The organism is Thermobifida sp. (genome assembly GCF_017577275.1).
GTDB lineage: Bacteria > Actinomycetota > Actinomycetes > Streptosporangiales > Streptosporangiaceae > Thermobifida > Thermobifida fusca.
The window spans coordinates 560,043-577,521 of the sequence record NZ_PITY01000020.1 but is presented as its reverse complement, the minus strand read 5'-3'; the positions used below and the strand labels follow the sequence as shown (position 1 = coordinate 577,521).

At 67.8% G+C, this 17,479-nt stretch carries 17 protein-coding genes and 1 tRNA gene; 12 read left to right on the top strand and 6 right to left on the bottom strand.

Features of this window, described 5'->3' with window-relative positions:
- Window positions 1-99: 99 nt before the first annotated feature.
- Entirely contained in the window at window positions 100-1,023 is a 924-nt protein-coding gene (locus CW348_RS07555; protein WP_061783878.1) for a 4-(cytidine 5'-diphospho)-2-C-methyl-D-erythritol kinase, read from the top strand.
- Window positions 1,024-1,027: 4 nt separating this feature from the next.
- Here CW348_RS07555 and soxR read toward each other — a convergent pair whose 3' ends face one another.
- Complete coding sequence (gene soxR / locus CW348_RS07550; protein WP_011290855.1) at window positions 1,028-1,489, bottom strand: redox-sensitive transcriptional activator SoxR; 462 nt, start codon at window positions 1,487-1,489, stop codon at window positions 1,028-1,030.
- A 151-nt stretch (window positions 1,490-1,640) separates the two neighbouring features.
- Here soxR and CW348_RS07545 point away from each other — a divergent pair, with 151 nt between their 5' ends.
- Window positions 1,641-3,422: an ABC-F family ATP-binding cassette domain-containing protein gene (locus CW348_RS07545; protein WP_016188162.1), complete on the top strand. Its 1,782-nt coding sequence runs from the start codon at window positions 1,641-1,643 to the stop codon at window positions 3,420-3,422.
- Window positions 3,423-3,503: 81 nt separating this feature from the next.
- On the opposite strand, the gene CW348_RS07540 is transcribed toward CW348_RS07545, so the two are convergent.
- The 4 genes from CW348_RS07540 to CW348_RS07525 form a co-directional block, all read right to left on the bottom strand.
- Complete coding sequence (locus CW348_RS07540; protein ID WP_011290857.1) at window positions 3,504-4,409, bottom strand: SGNH/GDSL hydrolase family protein; 906 nt, start codon at window positions 4,407-4,409, stop codon at window positions 3,504-3,506.
- Window positions 4,410-4,587: 178 nt separating this feature from the next.
- Window positions 4,588-5,082: a MarR family winged helix-turn-helix transcriptional regulator gene (locus CW348_RS07535; RefSeq protein WP_011290858.1), complete on the bottom strand. Its 495-nt coding sequence runs from the start codon at window positions 5,080-5,082 to the stop codon at window positions 4,588-4,590.
- Between the two features lie 47 nt (window positions 5,083-5,129).
- Window positions 5,130-5,741 (bottom strand): TetR/AcrR family transcriptional regulator, encoded by a 612-nt coding sequence (locus CW348_RS07530; protein ID WP_016188163.1) that lies wholly within the window; start codon window positions 5,739-5,741, stop codon window positions 5,130-5,132.
- Between the two features lie 63 nt (window positions 5,742-5,804).
- Window positions 5,805-6,755 carry an acyl-CoA desaturase gene (locus tag CW348_RS07525; RefSeq protein WP_011290860.1) on the bottom strand — a complete coding sequence of 317 codons (951 nt, stop codon included), beginning with the start codon at window positions 6,753-6,755 and terminating at the stop codon, window positions 5,805-5,807.
- Window positions 6,756-7,280: 525 nt separating this feature from the next.
- On the opposite strand from CW348_RS07525, the gene CW348_RS07520 reads away from it, so the two are divergent.
- The 8 genes from CW348_RS07520 (at window position 7,281) to cysN (ending at window position 15,103) form a co-directional block, all read left to right on the top strand.
- Window positions 7,281-7,352, top strand: a tRNA-Gln gene (locus CW348_RS07520).
- Window positions 7,353-7,830: 478 nt separating this feature from the next.
- Complete coding sequence (gene glmU, locus CW348_RS07515) at window positions 7,831-9,285, top strand: bifunctional UDP-N-acetylglucosamine diphosphorylase/glucosamine-1-phosphate N-acetyltransferase GlmU (RefSeq protein ID WP_011290861.1); 1,455 nt, start codon at window positions 7,831-7,833, stop codon at window positions 9,283-9,285.
- Window positions 9,286-9,367: 82 nt separating this feature from the next.
- Window positions 9,368-10,336, top strand: a complete 969-nt coding sequence (locus CW348_RS07510; RefSeq protein ID WP_011290862.1) for a ribose-phosphate diphosphokinase — start codon at window positions 9,368-9,370, stop codon at window positions 10,334-10,336.
- Between the two features lie 268 nt (window positions 10,337-10,604).
- Window positions 10,605-11,189 (top strand): 50S ribosomal protein L25/general stress protein Ctc, encoded by a 585-nt coding sequence (locus CW348_RS07505; RefSeq protein WP_104612651.1) that lies wholly within the window; start codon window positions 10,605-10,607, stop codon window positions 11,187-11,189.
- A gap of 27 nt (window positions 11,190-11,216) precedes the next feature.
- Window positions 11,217-11,885, top strand: a complete 669-nt coding sequence (gene pth / locus CW348_RS07500) for an aminoacyl-tRNA hydrolase (protein ID WP_038043202.1) — start codon at window positions 11,217-11,219, stop codon at window positions 11,883-11,885.
- A 125-nt stretch (window positions 11,886-12,010) separates the two neighbouring features.
- Window positions 12,011-12,796 carry a 3'(2'),5'-bisphosphate nucleotidase CysQ gene (locus CW348_RS07495; protein ID WP_038043217.1) on the top strand — a complete coding sequence of 262 codons (786 nt, stop codon included), beginning with the start codon at window positions 12,011-12,013 and terminating at the stop codon, window positions 12,794-12,796.
- Between the two features lie 53 nt (window positions 12,797-12,849).
- Complete coding sequence (gene cysD / locus CW348_RS07490) at window positions 12,850-13,779, top strand: sulfate adenylyltransferase subunit CysD (RefSeq protein ID WP_011290866.1); 930 nt, start codon at window positions 12,850-12,852, stop codon at window positions 13,777-13,779.
- Between the two features lie 55 nt (window positions 13,780-13,834).
- The gene (gene cysN, locus CW348_RS07485) at window positions 13,835-15,103 is read left to right on the top strand and encodes a sulfate adenylyltransferase subunit CysN (protein WP_011290867.1); all 1,269 of its coding nucleotides are present in this window, start codon (window positions 13,835-13,837) and stop codon (window positions 15,101-15,103) included.
- Here cysN and CW348_RS07480 read toward each other — a convergent pair.
- Window positions 15,091-15,588 carry a hypothetical protein gene (locus CW348_RS07480; protein WP_016188168.1) on the bottom strand — a complete coding sequence of 166 codons (498 nt, stop codon included), beginning with the start codon at window positions 15,586-15,588 and terminating at the stop codon, window positions 15,091-15,093. The two genes, cysN and CW348_RS07480, sit on opposite strands and share 13 nt — an antisense overlap.
- A 120-nt stretch (window positions 15,589-15,708) precedes the next feature.
- Between CW348_RS07480 and CW348_RS07475 the strand changes: the two genes are divergently transcribed.
- Both CW348_RS07475 and CW348_RS07470 read left to right on the top strand, forming a co-directional pair.
- The gene (locus CW348_RS07475) at window positions 15,709-16,176 is read left to right on the top strand and encodes an Rrf2 family transcriptional regulator (protein WP_011290869.1); all 468 of its coding nucleotides are present in this window, start codon (window positions 15,709-15,711) and stop codon (window positions 16,174-16,176) included.
- A gap of 107 nt (window positions 16,177-16,283) precedes the next feature.
- Window positions 16,284-17,468: a globin domain-containing protein gene (locus CW348_RS07470; RefSeq protein ID WP_287463262.1), complete on the top strand. Its 1,185-nt coding sequence runs from the start codon at window positions 16,284-16,286 to the stop codon at window positions 17,466-17,468.
- Window positions 17,469-17,479: the final 11 nt, after the last annotated feature.

Genomic DNA, 17,479 nt, shown 5'->3' with positions numbered 1-17,479 from the left:
TGGGTCAACGCCTCAGGAGTGACGAGATGACCCACACAAGAATCCCATATTGGGCGCGCAGAATCATCGGCGCAGGCTTTCCCGTACGATGGGGGACTCGTGAACGCCCCGACTTCCGTCACCGTGCGGGTCCCCGCGAAGGTGAACTTGCGGCTTGCCGTGGGGCCGGTCCGCGGCGATGGATACCACGGCTTGGTCAACGTCTTCCACGCGGTCTCGCTCTACGACGAGGTTACCGTTTCTCCCCGCTCCGACCTTGCGCCCGGACAGGCGGTGCTCAGTGTGGACGGGGAGCGACCGGACCACGTGGCCCGCGTGCCCCTCGACGACAGCAACCTCGCGGCGCGCGCCGCCGCCCTGCTGGCCCGCCACGTGCCCCACGCCACCGGGGTGCACATCCACGTGCACAAGGCCATTCCTGTGGCCGGTGGCATGGCTGGGGGAAGCGCTGATGCGGCTGCCGCGCTCGTGGCGTGCGATGCGCTCTGGGAAGGCGGCACCCCCCGCGAGCGGCTGCTGGAGCTGGCCGCAGAGCTCGGCAGCGACGTCGCCTTCCCGTTGATCGGCTGCACCGCGGTGGGCACCGGGCGCGGCGAGCAGCTCTCCCCGCTCCCCGTCCAGGGGACGTTCCACTGGGTGTTCGCCCTCGTCGACGGGGGCCTGTCCACGGCGAAAGTATTCGCGGAATACGACCGGCTGCGACCGGACGCCCCCGAGCCCACGCTCGACGACGCGCTAGTCGCCGCGCTCGCCGCCGGGGACGCCCGTCGGCTGGGTGCGGCACTCACCAACGACCTCCAGCCAGCCGCCTTGGCGCTCCGCCCCGAACTGGGGGACCTCCTTGAGGCGGGCCGTGCCGCGGGAGCGCTGGGCGCCCTCGTGTCCGGCTCCGGACCCACGTGTGCGTTCCTCGCCGAGTCGGCGGACCACGCCCGCGAGCTTGCCGCTGCCTTGCGCGCGAGCGGCACGTGTGCGGACACGGTGACCGCCCACGGCCCGGTCCCCGGCGCCACCGTGGTGTAGGCGGCTACAGGCCGCCTTCGCGTGCCGGGCGCAGCAGCGGGGCACCCGGTCCCCACGCGGCCAGCGCATCGTCGTTGTTGCGCAGCGCGCAGGAGCGCAGGGAAAGACAGCCGCAGCCGATGCACGAAGTCAACCGGTCCCGCAGGCGTTGCAGCGCATCAATCCGGGTCTCCAGTTCGTCCCGCCACATGCGGGAGAGCCGCGCCCAGTCCTCGGCGGTGGGGGCCCGCTCCTCAGGGAGTGTGGCCAGCGCTTCCTGGATCCGCGCGAGGGTCAGCCCCACGCGCTGGGCGGCCGCGATGAACGCTAGGCGGCGCAGGGTGCTGCGGTGGTAGCGGCGCTGGTTGCCCGCGGTCCGCTCTGCCCGGATCAGCCCTTTTGCTTCATAGAACCGCAGTGCGCTGTGCGACATCCCGCTGCGCTCTGCGAGCTGGCCGATCGTGAGCTGGACCGGAAGTTGCGCCATGCTCCAACCTCCTCGTCGGTGGGTCTGTTGACCTCAACCTAACCTGAGATTTGCGGTCAGTTGCCCTGCTGTGGCGCATTGCTCTTCTTGATCTCTGCGGGGCGGGAGAAGCCGTCCCCTGCACTCCCGCGCACCCGCGACAATGGAAGGGATGAACCTCGTCAATCTGCAAGACGTTTCGCTGGCCTACGGGCCCCTCGTCCTCTTGGACTCCGTGTCCCTCGGGATCGAGGAGGGCGATCGGATCGGCATCGTGGGCCGTAACGGCGGCGGCAAGTCCACGCTGGTGTCCGTCATCGCTGGACGGCTCCAGCCTGATTCCGGACGGGTCGTGCACAGCCGGGGGCTGCGGATCGGCTTCCTCCACCAGCAGGACAGCTTCCCTGACACCACCGTCGGTCAGTTCGTCCTCGACGGGCGGGCCGAACACGAGTGGGCGGGGGACGCGCGGATCCGCGATGTGCTCCGCGGCCTGCTGTCCGGATGGGACCTCAACGCCCGGATGGCCCACCTCTCCGGTGGGGAGCGCCGCCGCGCCGGACTCGCCAGGATGCTCATCGACACCCACGACCTGATCATCCTGGACGAGCCGACCAACCACCTCGACATCGAAGGCATTGCCTGGCTGGCCGACCACCTCAACCAGCGGCGCGAAGCCGTCGCCGTCGTCACCCACGACCGCTGGTTCCTTGACGCCGTCACCCAGCGCACCTGGGAGGTCGTGGACGGGCGGGTGGAGCGCTACGAAGGCGGCTACGCCGCCTACGTGCTCGCCAAAGCGGAACGGCAGCGCCTCGCCCGCGCCGCGGAGGAGCGCCGCCAGAACCTGCTCCGCAAGGAACTGGCCTGGCTGCGCCGTGGACCGCCGGCCCGCACCTCCAAACCCAAGTTCCGGATCGAAGCGGCGAACGCGCTCATCGCCAACGAGCCGCCCGCCCGCGACACCGTCGAACTGGTCCGGTTCGCCAGCTCCCGGCTGGGCAAGACCGTCATCGACGTCAAAGACGTCACCCTCCGGGCTGGCGACACCGTCCTGCTGGACCGCCTCACCTGGCAGCTCGGGCCCGGGGACCGTATCGGCGTGGTCGGGGTCAACGGCTCGGGGAAGACGAGCCTGCTCCGCCTGCTCGCGAAAGAGCAGGCCCCTGACGCCGGGACCGTGCGCCACGGGGCCACCGTCAACTTGGCCCACCTCTCGCAGAACCTCGCGGAGCTGGACCCGGAGGCGCGGCCCCTGCAAGCCGTCTCCGAGATACGCCAGCGCGTCACCGTCGGCAAACGGGAGTACTCCGCGAGCCAGATGCTGGAGCGCTTCGGCTTCCGCGGGGAGCGGCAGTGGACCCCGATCGGCGACCTGTCCGGCGGGGAGCGGCGGCGGCTGCAACTGCTGCGGCTGCTCATGGCCGAACCCAACGTGCTGCTCTTGGACGAGCCCACCAACGACCTGGATATCGAGACGCTGACCGAGCTGGAGGACCTGCTCGACGGCTGGCCCGGGTCGCTGGTGGTGGTCAGCCACGACCGCTACTTCCTGGAGCGGGTCTGCGACCAGGTGTTCGCGCTGCTCGGCGACGGCACGCTGCGCCACCTGCCCGGCGGGGTCGACGAGTATCTGCGGCTGCGCGCCGAGCGTGCGGAGCGCGGCGAGATCCCCCAGGACGGCGCTGCCGCGAAGGAGGACGCCGGTCCCGCCGAGGCGGCACCGAAACTCTCGGCGGCGGAGCGGCGGGCCGCACAGAAAGAGCTGCAGCGCATCGAACGCCGGATCGACCGGATCAGTGCGCGGGAAGAGGAGCTCCACGCGCTCATGGCGGAAGCCGCGGAGGACTATGCCCGCCTCGCGGAGCTCGGTGCGGAGCTCAAAGCGCTCACCGCGGAGAAAGCGGAACTGGAGGACGCCTGGCTCCGGGAGGCCGAGCGACTCGGAGAGTGAGGAGTCGCGTGCCCGCCGCCCCACTGCCGCCACGGGGCGGCGAGGCACGCCGCTACGCCGAGCTGGGACGCCGATGCGGCGCTACTCCCGCATCACGTCCTGGACGAGGGTGGCGACCTCCTGAGCCCCTTCCTGGTTGAGGTGGATGTCCGGGCCGCGCTCGGTGTCGCACATCCACGTGTACTGGCACACGTTGTGGACGTTGGCGGGCGTGCCGTCGTCGTTCTCTTCGAAGTTGTCCACGTCGAACAGCGTGGCCACGTTCGCCACGGTGATGTTCTCGGCGTTGTAGGCGTCGTTGAGGGTGCCGTTGATCGCGGCCAGCATGCCGTTGGTGTAGTTGGCGGTGTCCTGGTAGGTGCGCTCGTCGTCGTCCTCCGTGGCGACGACCTCGGTCACCTCTTCCTGCAGGTACATCGCGAGCAGCGGGTTGTAGGCGGTGAGCGCGATGATTTCGACGTCGTCGCCCGCGGCTTCCCGCAGCCGCTGGGCGATGATCGGCGCGTCCTCGGAGACCTTCTGCAGGTTTTCGGAGACGCACTCCCGGTCGATGTCGGTGGTCAGCGCGCCGTCCTCGTCCCGGGCGCACGAGAACAGGTTCTCGCCGCCGATGCTGATCGTGATGAGGCGCACCTTGCCCTTGTGCTGCTCCAGGAACTCCACGGCGGCGTCCAGCTGCGAGCCCTCGTCGTATTCGCAGCCTTCAGCGCCACCGCTGAGGAAGGTGATGGTGGTCTCTCCGATGCACCCCAGGTTGACGTGCTGCACCCCCGGAGGCTCCTTTGACAGGGCTGAGGCCACCAGGTTGGTGTAGCCCGTGGCGGTTTCGAGGACGTCGCCCGAGTCGTCAGGCTGGGCTCCGACTGTCAGACCATCACCCAGCGACAGGTAGTACTGCATCTCCGCTGCGTTGTTGTCTTCGGAGCTGCAGCTTGCGGCCAGCAGGGCTACTGCTGCGGCGGTACATATCCAAGCAAACCGGCGCATGGTCTCTCACGTCTCTTCTCTCGCAGGTCAATCGGTCAAAGTGAGCCCCTGCGTAGCATGCCGGTAACAGACCGGAAAAAGCTAGTCATCACAGAGTGATGACTTCTGTCCGTTACCGAGACGTGTGGTAAGGGTGTTCCCAAAAGCCGGTCATGGGGCGTGGGAGAAGTGTGAGGAATCAGTCCGGTTCGTCCAGGGGGGCGAGGACGGTCCGCAGCAGCGTGGCCAACTGGTCGCGTTCGGCCGTGGTGAGCGCGGCGAGGAGGGACTCCTCGTAGCGGAGGAGGTCGGCGAGGGCCGCGTCCACGCGTTCCCGCCCCTCGTCGGTGAGCCGGACCAGGACGCCTCGCCGGTCGGTCGGGTCCGGCAGGCGGCGCACGAGGCCGTCCTCGGTGAGCCGGTCGATCCGGTTGGTCATGGTCCCCGAGGTCACGAGGGTGGCGCGCATGAGCCGCCCAGGGCTCAGCTCGTAGGGGTGACCGGAGCGGCGCAGTTCGGCGAGGACGTCGAACTCCCACGGCTCCAGGTCGTGGGCGGCGAAGACCGAACGGCGCGCACGGTCGAGGTGGCGGGCCAGCCGAGAGACCCGGCTCAGGACTTGCAGCGGCGCTACGTCAAGATCGGGACGTTCGGTGCGCCACGCCTCGACTAGACCGTCAACCTCGTCACGCATGCACCTAGCATATCTCTTGATATCAAGATAATCGATGAGTGAGCCCGTTATTCTCGCCGTCGAGACCGGGCTCCCTCCACTCGCGGTTTGGTGTCCAGACGGGACAGGCCGTTCCACGCCAGGTTCACCAGGTGGGCTGCCACCACCTCCCGGCGGGGACGGCGCACCTCCAGCCACCACTGGCCGGTCAACGCCACCATGCCCACCAGGGCCTGGGCATAGAGCGGAGCGAGCTTCGGGTCGTAGCCGCGGGCCCGGAACTCTTCGGCGAGCACGTGCTCCACCTGGGTGGCGATATCGCTGATGAGGCTCGCGAAGCTCCCGGTCCCGGACGCGGCGTGCGAGTCGCGCGCCAAGATCCGGAACCCTTCGCTGTGCTCCTCGATGTACTGCAGGAGGGCGAGGGCCGCCCGCTCCAGCTTCTGGCGTGGACTCCCCTCGACGAGAGCGTCGCTGACAAGGCCGAGCAGGCGCTGCATCTCGCGGTCGACGACGACCGCGTAGACCCCTTCTTTACCTCCGAAGTGCTCGTAGACCACCGGTTTGGAGACCCCGGCGCGGGCCGCGATCTCCTCCACGGAAGTGGCGGCGAAGCCGCGTTCGGCGAACAGTTCCCTACCAATTGCGAGAAGCTGTTCCCGGCGCTCCTTGCCGGTCATGCGCTGCTTTTTACGGGTTTTGGGACTCTGTTCGCTCACGGCTCCCCATGATGGCCGATCTGGTTAGGCGGCGACACGTTTGGCTGCCAGCCGCTCGGGGTCGGGCCAGCGCACCTTGGTCGCCCATCCCAGTTTCTCGAAGATCCAGATGACCCGTGCCGAGATGTCGATCTGGCCCTTGAGGACCCCGTGCCGGGCGCAGGTCGGTTCGGCGTGGTGCAGATTATGCCAGGACTCGCCGAAGGACGGGATCGCCAGCCACCAGACGTTGCGGGACCGGTCGCGAACCGTGAAGTTTTCTTCACCAATGGTGTGGCAGATCGAGTTGACCGACCACGTGACGTGGTGCAGGAGCGCGATACGGACCAGGCTTCCCCAGAAGAACGCGGTGCACGCGCCCCACCACGACATGGTCACCAGGCCGCCGATGAGCGGCGGGGTGAGCAGCGAGATGAGCACGAAGACCCAGAAGTAGCGGTCGATACGGACCAGGTCCTTGTCTTTGAGGAGGTCGGGCGCGAACCGCTTAGGGGAAGTCTTCTGCTCGTCCAGGAACAGCCAGCCCATGTGGGCGTAGAACATGCCTTTGGCCACGGAACGCCAGTCGTCGCCGAACCGCCAAGGCGAGTGGGGGTCGCCTTCGTGGTCGGAGTACTTGTGGTGGCGGCGGTGGTCGGCCACCCACTTGATGACCCCGCCTTCGATCGCCAGGGAGCCGGCGATGGCCAGGGCGATCTTCAGGGGCCGCGCGGCGCGGTACGAGCCGTGGGTGAACAGGCGGTGGTAGCCCACGGTGATGCCCAGCCCGCCGATGAGGTAGAAGACCGCGCCGATAGCGACATCGAGCCAGGTCAGTCCCCATCCCCAGGCGAAGGGCACGGCGGCGGCTAGGGCGAGGAGCGGCACAAAGACGAAGGTGAAGATGGTGTAGCGCTCGGTGCGGGAGCGCTTCTCGTCCAGGATCTCTGGCTCCGGAGCGCGGCGCTGGGTCGAGTTGGCGGAAAGTTCGGACATAAGCCCACCTCGTTCTGGATAGCCGGATGGATTGGAAGGGAGTCCCCCGACGGCTGATCTCTGCGGGGCGAGACCAGCCACCCCCACCTCACCAGGCGGATCCTGGTCGAGCAGGGCGGAAGGACGGACAGGTGCAACGCCCTTCCGGTCAGCGACGGTCGGACAACCTATACCTACGTAACCGTAACCTACGGGTCCGTAGGTTTGGCAAGGGAAGCGGGTAATGTTTTTGGTGCAGCCCCATCTACCCCGCTCCGCCTGGGGATACGAGGGCTGTCCGAGATAGGACAAAAATCACGTCAGCACGGGATGCTGCGGCCGGATCTGTGCCCGAGAAGCACGCGGCTGTCCGCCGCACGGCCGTCCGAGGCCCGCAGGCGCGGAACTCTCAGCCCGGGCGGCGGCCTAAAAAAGGACAAGGCACTTACGGATGTGCCTTAGAGTTGTGGGAAAGCTATCGTGGTGTCTGCGCAACGCGGACAACTCACGAAGAAGCGTGAGAAGGTGCAGAAAAGCCTGCTTCATTCCCGGATGATGTAATTGGCAGCATGCGGGGTTTTGGTCCCCGTCGTCCAGGTTCGAGTCCTGGTCCGGGAGCTCTTCTCCAGCGCACGCCCGGTCCTCCAGAACAGCAGAGCGGAACGCCGCAGTCTCCACGGAACGTCCACCAGGGCAGCCGCATTCGGCCGGCCGCTGAGCCCGCCCACTCGCCACGGCCCCGAACCGTTCCGCACCCCGCGTCACCCGCGGCACAGGCGAAGCACGCGCCGCCCGCACACGCGCGTCCAAACCCCTCCCCGTGCCCCGGGTCCGGGACTCACCGGCACCGGTCCACGTCCGGAGCCCAGGTCACCGCACTCCCCATCCCGGCCCACCCACCGAGTCGCCCCAAAATATCCCCCGGCCCAGTTGTATGCTGCCTGTGTCGGTCCAGGACGTGGTTTCCGCATGCCCTGGGGCCCCGTTTCGTCGTTCGCGGCATCCTGTGCCGCCCCGCGGGGCTGCTGACCGCAGCGTATCTGCACGCACAACACTCATCCCGGTTCATCCGCCAGCGACAGAGGAGTCGCCTCCAGTGAGCGCGAGCCGTCCAGCCGCCGTCATGGTCCTCGCCGCAGGCGAGGGCACCCGTATGAAGTCCAGGCGCCCCAAAGTCCTCCACGAGATCTGCGGCCGGAGTCTGCTGGGACATGTCCTGGCGGCCGTCGCCGAGCTCGAACCGCAACGCACCGTCGTGGTCGTCGGCCACGCACGGGAGCAAGTGACGGAGCACCTCAAGAGCATCGCTCCGCACGCCATCACCGCGCTGCAAGAAGAGCAGAAAGGCACCGGCCACGCCGTGCGCATGGCGATCGAAGCGCTGCGCGCACAGAACGTGGAACTCACCGGAACGGTTGTGCTGACCTGCGGAGACACCCCGCTGCTGCGCGGTGCGACGCTGCGCGACCTGGTTGCTGCGCACGAAGCAGAGGGGAACGCTGTCACGATCCTGTCGGCCCGGGTCCCCGACCCCACCGGCTACGGGCGGATCGTGCGCGACGCTGCGGGCGCGGTCACCGGCATCGTCGAGCACGCGGACGCCACCGAAGAGCAGCGCGCGGTCGACGAGATCAACTCCGGGATGTACGCCTTCGACGGGGCCCTGCTGTCCCAGGTGGTCCACCGGCTCTCCGCGGACAACGCCAAAGGCGAGGAGTACATCACCGATGCGGTGGCGCTCCTGCGCGGCGACGGCCACCGGGTCGGCGCCTACATCGCCCCTGACCGCACCGAAGTGGAAGGGGTCAACGACCGGGTCCAGCTCGCCGAGGCGCGCCGGCTGCTCAACGCCCGGCTGCTGGAGCAGCTCATGCGCGACGGTGTCACCGTGGTGGATCCCGCCTCCACGTGGGTGGACGTCGACGTCCGCGTGGGGCGCGACGCCGTGCTGGAACCGCAGACCCAGTTGCAGGGGCGCACGGTGATCGGTGAAGGAGCCCAGGTGGGGCCCGCCACGGTGCTGTGCGACACCGAGGTGGGGGAGGACGCTGTCGTCTCGCACACGGTCGCCCGGGAAGCCGTGATCGGCCCGGAGGCCACCGTCGGCCCCTACGCCTACCTGCGTCCCGGGGCGCGCCTGGACCGCGGGGTCAAGATCGGCACCTTCGTCGAAGTGAAGAACTCGACGGTGGGTGAGGGCTCCAAGGTGCCGCACCTGACCTACGTGGGCGACGCCGACATCGGCAAAGGCGTCAACATCGGTGCCTCGTCGGTGTTCGTCAACTACGACGGGGTGAACAAGCACCGCACGGTAATCGGTGACTACGCGCGCACTGGCAGTGACACCATGTTCGTGGCTCCCGTCCGGGTCGGCGACGGCGCCTACACGGGAGCGGGGACTGTAGTCCGCGAGGACGTACCGCCAGGGGCGCTCGCAGTCTCGGCCGGCCCCCAGCGCACTATTGAAGGCTGGGTGGAACGTAAACGTCCGGGTACTCCTGCGGCACAGGCCGCGGAGCGAGCCCGGGCCCGCTCGGAGGAAGACCGGTGACCACAACACTGTCGCGTCTGGCGCCGGAAGGTCTCCCGGGCAGGCGAAGAGAGAACAAACCGGAACTATGGGGGATGTTAACGTGACCGGCATGAAAGCCGCGGGTCAAAAAAAACTCATGCTCTTCTCGGGACGGACCCACCCCGATCTCGCGGCGGAGGTCGCGGTGGAACTGGGTATCGAAACGGTTCCCACCAGGTTCCAGGACTTCGCCAACGGGGAGATCTTCGTCCGCTACCTGGAGTCGGTCCGAGGGTGTGACGCTTTCGTCATCCAGTGCCACTCCGATCCGATCAACAAGTCCATCATGGAGCAGTTGATCATGGTGGACGCGCTGAAGCGGGCGTCAGCGAAACGCATCACCGTAGTGACGCCGTTCTTCGGCTACGCGCGCCAGGACAAGAAGCACCGGGGGCGGGAGCCGATCTCGGCGCGGTTGATCACGGACCTGTTCAAAGCCGCCGGGGCGGACCGGTTGATGGCGGTGGACCTCCACACCGACCAGATCCAGGGCTTCTTCGACGGCCCGGTCGACCACCTGTTCGCCCTTCCCCTCCTCGCCGACTATGTGGCGGCCAACGTGGACCTGAGCAACACCACCGTGGTGTCGCCGGACTCGGGGCGTGTGCGCACCGCAGACCGGTGGGCCGACCGGCTGGGTACGCCGCTGGCGATCGTCCACAAGCGGCGCGACCCGGACGTGGCGCACGAGGTGCGGGTCCACGAAGTCGTCGGTGAGGTGCGGGGCCGGACCTGTGTCCTGGTGGACGACATGATCGACACCGCGGGCACCATCGTGAAGGCCGCGGACGCCTTGTTCGAGCAGGGGGCAGCCAAGGTGATCGCGGTCGCGACGCACGGTGTGCTGTCGGGGCCCGCCGTGGACCGGCTCAAGGACTCGCGGATTTCCGAGGTCGTCATCACCAACTCGCTGCCGGTGTCGAAGGACCGGCAGTTCGACAAGCTGACCCAGCTATCGATCGCTCCACTGCTGGCTCGGGCGATCAACGAGGTGTTCAGCGACGGTTCAGTGACGAGCCTGTTCGAGTGATCGAGAGGGCGGGATGGTCTGCGGATTCGTGATTCGTCGACCGTCCCGCTGTGCGCGGGGCGTCGGCCAAGCCAGTAGACTGCTATGAGCTTCTCCGCGTGTGCGGGGCGATCTCTGTGCTCGCGCGGGCCGCTGTGGCAGTGGCACGGCGAGATCGTGTTTTCCCCGCGTGTGCTGGGTTTTCCCGCTGGTATTGGAGCGGGGCTGTTTTCCGTAGAAGCCGTGTCTCCCCGTCGCTGCGGGGGATGATCCACCAAGGAGTTTCGTCGTGTCCGAGGTACGTATCGCTGCCGAGCCGCGCACCGAGTTCGGTAAGGGCGCTGCACGCCGCGCCCGTCGCGCGGGCAAGGTGCCGGCCGTCCTCTACGGCCACGGCATCGCTCCCCGCCACATCAACCTGCCAGGCCACGACCTGATGCTCGCTTTGAAGACCCCGAACGTGCTGCTGCGTCTGGAGGGTGTCGACGAGAAAGAGAGCCTCGTGCTGCCCAAGAGCGTGCAGCGCGACCCCATCAAGGGTTTCCTCGAGCACGTGGACCTGCTGGTCGTGCAGCGGGGCGAGAAGGTCGTGGTCGAGGTTCCGCTGCTGGTGAAGGGCGAGGTCGGCGCTGGCGGTGTCCTCAACCTGGAGATGGCTCAGGCCGAGGTGCGCACCGAGGCCACCCGTATCCCCGAGGGGATCGAGGTGGACGTGGACGGACTCCCGATCGGCACGAACGTCACCGCTGGTGACCTGAAGCTCCCCGAGGGCGTCGAGCTGGCCATGGACCCCGAGACGATCGTCATGTCCGTGGTCGCCGAGGCCGCTCCCGAGGCCACCGAGGAGGAAGAGGAGGGAGAGGCCGCCGAGTAACGGCGCCGCCGAAAGGGGTCTGTAGCGATGCGCGGTCTTCTCGCACGGCTGTGGGGAGGCCGCGCGTCTGTGTCCAGGGAACCGGATGCGCGGCCGGGAGAAAGTGGTGCGGTGGTGAGCGGCGAGCGTTGGCTGGTCGTGGGGCTGGGCAATCCCGGGCCCAAGTATGCGGGCAACCGCCACAACGTGGGTTTCATGGTGGTGGACGAGTTGGCCGCGCAGCGGGGCGAACGGTGGCGGTTGCACAAGGCCCACGCCCAGGTGGTGGAGACACGCGTGGGTGATGCGCCGGTGGTGCTGGCCAAACCGGCTTCGTATATGAACCTGTCCGGCGGACCGGTGGCCAAGCTGAGTGCTTTCTACAAGGTGCCGGTCGACCGCATCATCGTGGTCCACGACGAGCTGGACATTCCGTTCGCCCGGCTGAAGCTGAAGCGAGGCGGCGGGTCGGCCGGGCACAACGGCCTGCGTTCGATCACCGCCTCACTGGGCTCTCCGGACTACGTGCGGGTGCGCGTGGGGATCGGACGTCCGCCGGGGCGGATGGATGCGGCGTCGTTCGTGCTGCAGGACTTTTCCACCGCGGAGCGCAAGGAACTGGATGTGCACGTGGCGCGGGCGGCCGACGCGGTGGAGACAGTGGTGACGTCCGGGTTGGAGAAAGCCCAACTCGTCTACCACACGGCTGCTTCGTAAGGGTTCTGGACGATTGTTCCCGGACCGCTCCCGCAAGGTGCGGAGCGTGCCACACTGGTGGTGGTCCGGATGGGGCGATGCCGGATACGGGATCCGGGGTCCGGGACAGGAGCGTGCTGAACCTGGTGAGCACCATCAGAAACGATCACGAAGTGGCGCGTGACCTTGCGTTTGAGGCCGGTCAACGGTTGCTGCGGCTGCGGGAGCGCCACGGGTTCGACGAACCGGAAGTGCTGCGCACCCTGGGTGACCGGGTGTCGCACGAGTTTCTGTTCTCCGCACTGGGACGGCTGCGGCCCAGCGATCCGGTGCTGTCGGAGGAAGGGGTAGAGGATCCCCGGCGGTTCAGAGCACACCGCGTGTGGATTATCGACCCGTTGGACGGCACCCGGGAGTTCGGTGAGGCGGGCCGCACGGACTGGGCGGTGCACGTCGCACTGTGGGAGAACGGGGAGCTCGTCGCCGGTGCGGTGTCGCTGCCCGCACAGGGGAGCACGCTGTCTACGGTGGACCCGCCGTGGCTTCCGGAGGAGCGCCCCGCGGGGCAGCGGTTGCGGATCACGACGAGCCGGACCCGTCCGCCGGAGTTCGTGCGGCGGCTGGCGAACCAGTTGGGTGCCGAGCTGGTGCCGATGGGTTCGGCGGGCGCCAAGATCAGCGCGGTGATGCTGGGGATCGCCGATATCTACATCCACGCGGGCGGCCAGTACGAATGGGACAGTGCGGCTCCGGTCGCGGTGGCCCGGGCAGCTGGCCTGCACACGTCGCGCATTGACGGGAGCTCGTTGACCTACAACCGGCCAGACCCCTACCTGCCCGATATCCTAGTATGTCGATCGGAGTTGTCGGGTATGTTGTTGGCCAGTATCCGTAACGTAGCGGATATGGACAACGCGGGTCCACACACCTGAGCCTGAGGCCGGCGCCTCGGCTCGGGGGACGCAGCGAGCACGAGGCGGGTTTCATGAGTCAGGTCAGCGACGCCGTCGGACGGTACCAGCTTTCGCAACTCGACTTCCTCGAGGCCGAGGCGATCTTCATCATGCGTGAGGTCGCGGCCGAGTTCGAACGTCCGGTGCTGCTCTTCTCCGGTGGCAAAGACTCGGTGGTCATGCTGCGGATCGCCGAGAAGGCGTTCTGGCCCGCACCTATCCCGTTCCCGGTCATGCACGTGGACACCGGCCATAACTTCCCCGAGGTCATCGAGTTCCGCGACAAGCGGGTGGCCGAGCTGGGGGTACGGCTCATTGTGGCTTCGGTGCAGGACCTGATCGACGCGGGGAAGGTAGTGGAGCCCAAGGGCCGGTGGGCCAGCCGCAACCGGCTGCAGACGGCGGCTCTCCTCGAAGCGATCGAAAAGTACGGCTTCGACGCGGCGTTCGGCGGGGCGCGGCGCGACGAGGAGAAGGCACGGGCCAAGGAGCGGGTGTTCTCGTTCCGGGACGAGTTCGGCCAGTGGGACCCCAAGAACCAGCGGCCGGAGCTGTGGAACCTCTACAACACCCGCGTCCACCGAGGGGAGAACATCCGGGTCTTCCCCCTGTCCAACTGGACCGAGCTGGACGTGTGGCACTACATCCGCAGGGAAGGGCTTCGGCTGCCGTCGATCTACTTCGCGCACCGGCGCCGGGTGTTCGAACGGGACGGCATCCTGCTTCCGGACAGCCCGTACGTCACCCGGGACGAGGACGAGGAGGTGTTCGAAGCCTCTGTCCGCTACCGCACGGTGGGCGACATGACGTGTACCGGCGCGGTGCTCTCCACGGCGACCACACTCGACGAGGTGATCGCCGAGATCGCGGCGACGCGGATCACTGAGCGCGGACAGACCCGCGCAGACGACCGCGGGAGCGAGGCCGCGATGGAGGAGCGCAAACGCGAAGGCTACTTCTAGCCGTTCGTGTGTTCCCAGTCATCTGTCCGCGCCTACACATCTGGATCTACTGCCCATGGCTACTGACATTCTGCGGTTTGCGACGGCCGGTTCCGTTGACGACGGTAAGAGCACTCTGATCGGCCGACTGCTCTACGACACCAAGTCGATCCTGGAAGACCAGTACGAGGCGGTGAAACGCACCAGCCTCGCCCGGGGAGAGGACCAGGCCAACCTCGCCCTGCTCACCGACGGGCTGCGGGCCGAGCGGGAGCAGGGCATCACGATCGACGTGGCCTACCGGTACTTCGCGACTCCGCGGCGGACGTTCATCATCGCGGACACCCCCGGACACATCCAGTACACCCGCAACATGGTCACCGGCGCCTCCACCGCGGACCTGGCGGTGATCCTGGTGGACGCCCGCAAGGGGGTGCAGGAGCAGAGCCGCCGGCACGCCTTCCTCACCACGCTGCTGCAGGTCCCCCACCTGGTGCTTGCCGTCAACAAGATGGACCTGGTGGGCTACTCCCAGGAGCGCTTCGAAGAGATCAAAGCGGAGTTCACCGAGTTCGCCGCCAAACTCGACGTGCGGGACTTGGCGTTCATCCCGATCTCGGCGCTGCACGGCGACAACGTGGTGGAGCGGTCGGCCGCGATGCCGTGGTACGACGGTCCTTCCCTGCTCCAGCACTTGGAGACCGTGCACATCGCTTCGGACCGCAACCTCGTCGACGCGCGGTTCCCGGTGCAGTATGTGATCCGGCCGTACCGGGCGGACGACCCGGAGCTGCACGACTACCGCGGCTATGCCGGGCAGGTCACGAGCGGGGTGCTCAGGCCCGGGGACGAGGTGGTCCACCTCCCGTCGGGGATGGCCACGCGGATTCAGCGGATCGTCACCGCCGACGGGGACGTGGCCGAAGCGTTTCCCCCGATGTCGGTCACGCTGCTGCTCGAGGACGACATCGACATTTCGCGCGGGGACATGATCTGCCGCCCGCACAACCAGCCGACCGTCACCCAGGACTTGGACGCCATGGTGTGCTGGATGTCGGAAGGCCCGCCGCTCGCCCCGCGGACCAAGCTGCTGATCAAGCACACCACGCGCGTCGCCAAGGTCATGGTGCGCGACCTGCTGTACCGCATCGACACGACCACTTTGGAACGGGACGAGTCGGCGACGAGCCTCGCGCTCAACGAGATCGGCCGGGTCAAGCTGCGGGTCGCCCAGCCGCTCTTTGTCGACGAGTACCGGCGTAACCGGCTGACGGGCGGGTTCATCCTGATTGACGAGGGAACCAACGCCACCGTGGGCGCGGGGATGATCACTCAGGCCGGCTGACAGCGTCCTATCCTGCGGCGGGCGCCGCGGCGGGGCCGACGGAGGCTGCGCTGCGGCGCCGCGGTGTCTGCGGCGCTCATCCGCCGCGCTCCCAGGCCGGGGCGGGCGGTCGTGGGGCGGCACAGCAGTGCGGTGCGGGTCGCGGTGGTGACCCAGTCGTGGACTTCGACGGCGAGGGTGGGCACGCCGAAGAGGCGGGCGAAGAAGAGGAACGGGGTCTTCCGCGTTTCGGTGACGACGACCATGACTGGCCGGTACCGGGTGAAGACGCGGAGCGCCGTGAGGGTGGTGCGGGTCAGAGCGGCGGCGCGGTGGAATGCCGAGCGGGAGTGGGACGGCCGTGGATCAGCGGCCCTGGCGGCGGCGTCGGCAGTGCGCAGGGTGATCCAGAATCGTTCGTTCCTGTGCCACCAGGGGCGCGGGGGCCACAATTGTGCGGGGTAGCCGCTGCTGGCTGCGACAAGGAGGACAGGGGACACGGTCATGACCCCATCATGACATAACTATTAGTAACTCTGTTATGACTTTTAGTATCGAAATGCTGGTTGTGGAAGTGTGATGACGGTCCGGCTGACGCAGGTCCGGACAGCGCCTAACGTGGGGGCATGCGTCTGACCACCTTCACTGATCTGTCGCTGCGCATCGTGATGCGTCTCGCTGTTGCTGGGGAGGAGACGCTCACCACGCGTTCAGTGGCGGGCATGTTGGCCGTGCCCTACACCCACGCCGCCAAGGCGGTGGCGCGGCTGAGCGAGATGGGGCTGGTGGAGGCGCGGCGCGGACGCGGTGGCGGGTTGCGGCTCACCCCGGCGGGGCGGGCGGCAACGGTTGGTTCGATCGTCCGGGAGCTTGAGGGCAGCAAGGACGTGGTGGCGTGCGAGGACGATCCGCCCTGCCCGTTGCGTGCGGCCTGCCGTCTGCGCGGGGAGCTGCGGCGGGCGCAGGAAGCGTTCTTCGCTGCCTTGGATGAGGTGACGGTCGAATCGCTTGTGGCGAGCCCCACAGGCCCGATCCTGGTGCAACTGCGAGCGCCAGAACGTCCGCAAAACAGCTCTGAACTGGAAAAACAGTGATGTGCCCTTAAGTGGGGGGTCAGTGGGGGTCCCGTATACCCCTCTTTAATATGCATCCAGGATGCAAATTAACGGGGGTTTCGGCTCCCCAACCCTTTGGAGGGTGCATGCTGTCAACCCAGTCCGCCGACATCGTCCGCGCCACGCTGCCGGTCGTCGGGGCCCACCTCGACGAGATCACCTCCCGCTTCTACTCGACGATGTTCTCCGAGCGCCCCGAACTCCTCGACGGCCTGTTCAACCGGGGAAACCAGGCCAACGGGGAACAGCGCCGGGCCCTCGCCGGATCCATCGCCGGATTCGCTAGCGCACTCCTCGCCAACCCCGACGAACGCCCCGACGCGCTGCTCGCCCGCATCGCGCACAAGCACGCCGCCGTCGCGGTCACCGACGACCAGTACGTCATCGTGCACAAATACCTGTTCGGGGCGATCGCCGACGTCCTCGGCGACGCAGCCACCCCCGAAGTCATCGCCGCCTGGGACGAGGTGTACTGGCTCATGGGCGGCGCGCTGATCGCGCTCGAAGCCCGCCTCTACGCGGAGAAGAACGCCGACAACGGCCGCACCTGGCGGGAATGGACCATCGTGGACCGCCGCGAAGAGACCCCCGACGTGTTCTCCCTCGTCCTGCGGCCCAGCGACGGCGGCCCCCTCCCCGAAGCGCGGCCCGGCCAATACGTCAGCGTGCTCCACCGCATGCCGGACGGTATCCGTCAGATCCGCCAGTACTCCATCTCCGGCGGCGACGAGCACACCCGGCGCATCACCATCAAACGGGTCCGCGGCACAGAACACACCCCTGAAGGGGAGATGTCCGCCCTGCTGTATGCAACCGCCAAAGCAGGGGACACCCTCACCGTCTCCGCCCCCTTCGGAGACGTCGTCCTCACCGACAGCGACCGGCCGCTCGTGTTCGCCACCGCGGGAATCGGCTGCACTCCCATCGTCGGCATGCTCAACTACCTCGCCGCCACCGGCGCCACCCGGCGGATCCTGGCCCTGCACGCCGACCGCTCCCGCGCCGAGCACGCGCTGTGGCAGGAAACCTCCACCCTGATCGCGCGCCTGCCCCACGCCCAGTACGTCGTCTGGTACGAGGAAGGAGACGGCGGCCTGCCCGGGCAGATGGACCTCACCGGGCTGGAGGTCCCCGCGGACGCCGAGGTCTACCTGTGCGGACCGCTGCCCTTCATGCGGGAGATCCGCGCCCAGTTCCTCGCCGCCGGAGTGCCCGCCAAGGACATCCACTACGAAGTGTTCGGCCCGGACCTGTGGCTGCCCGCTGACTGACCCCGCTCCCC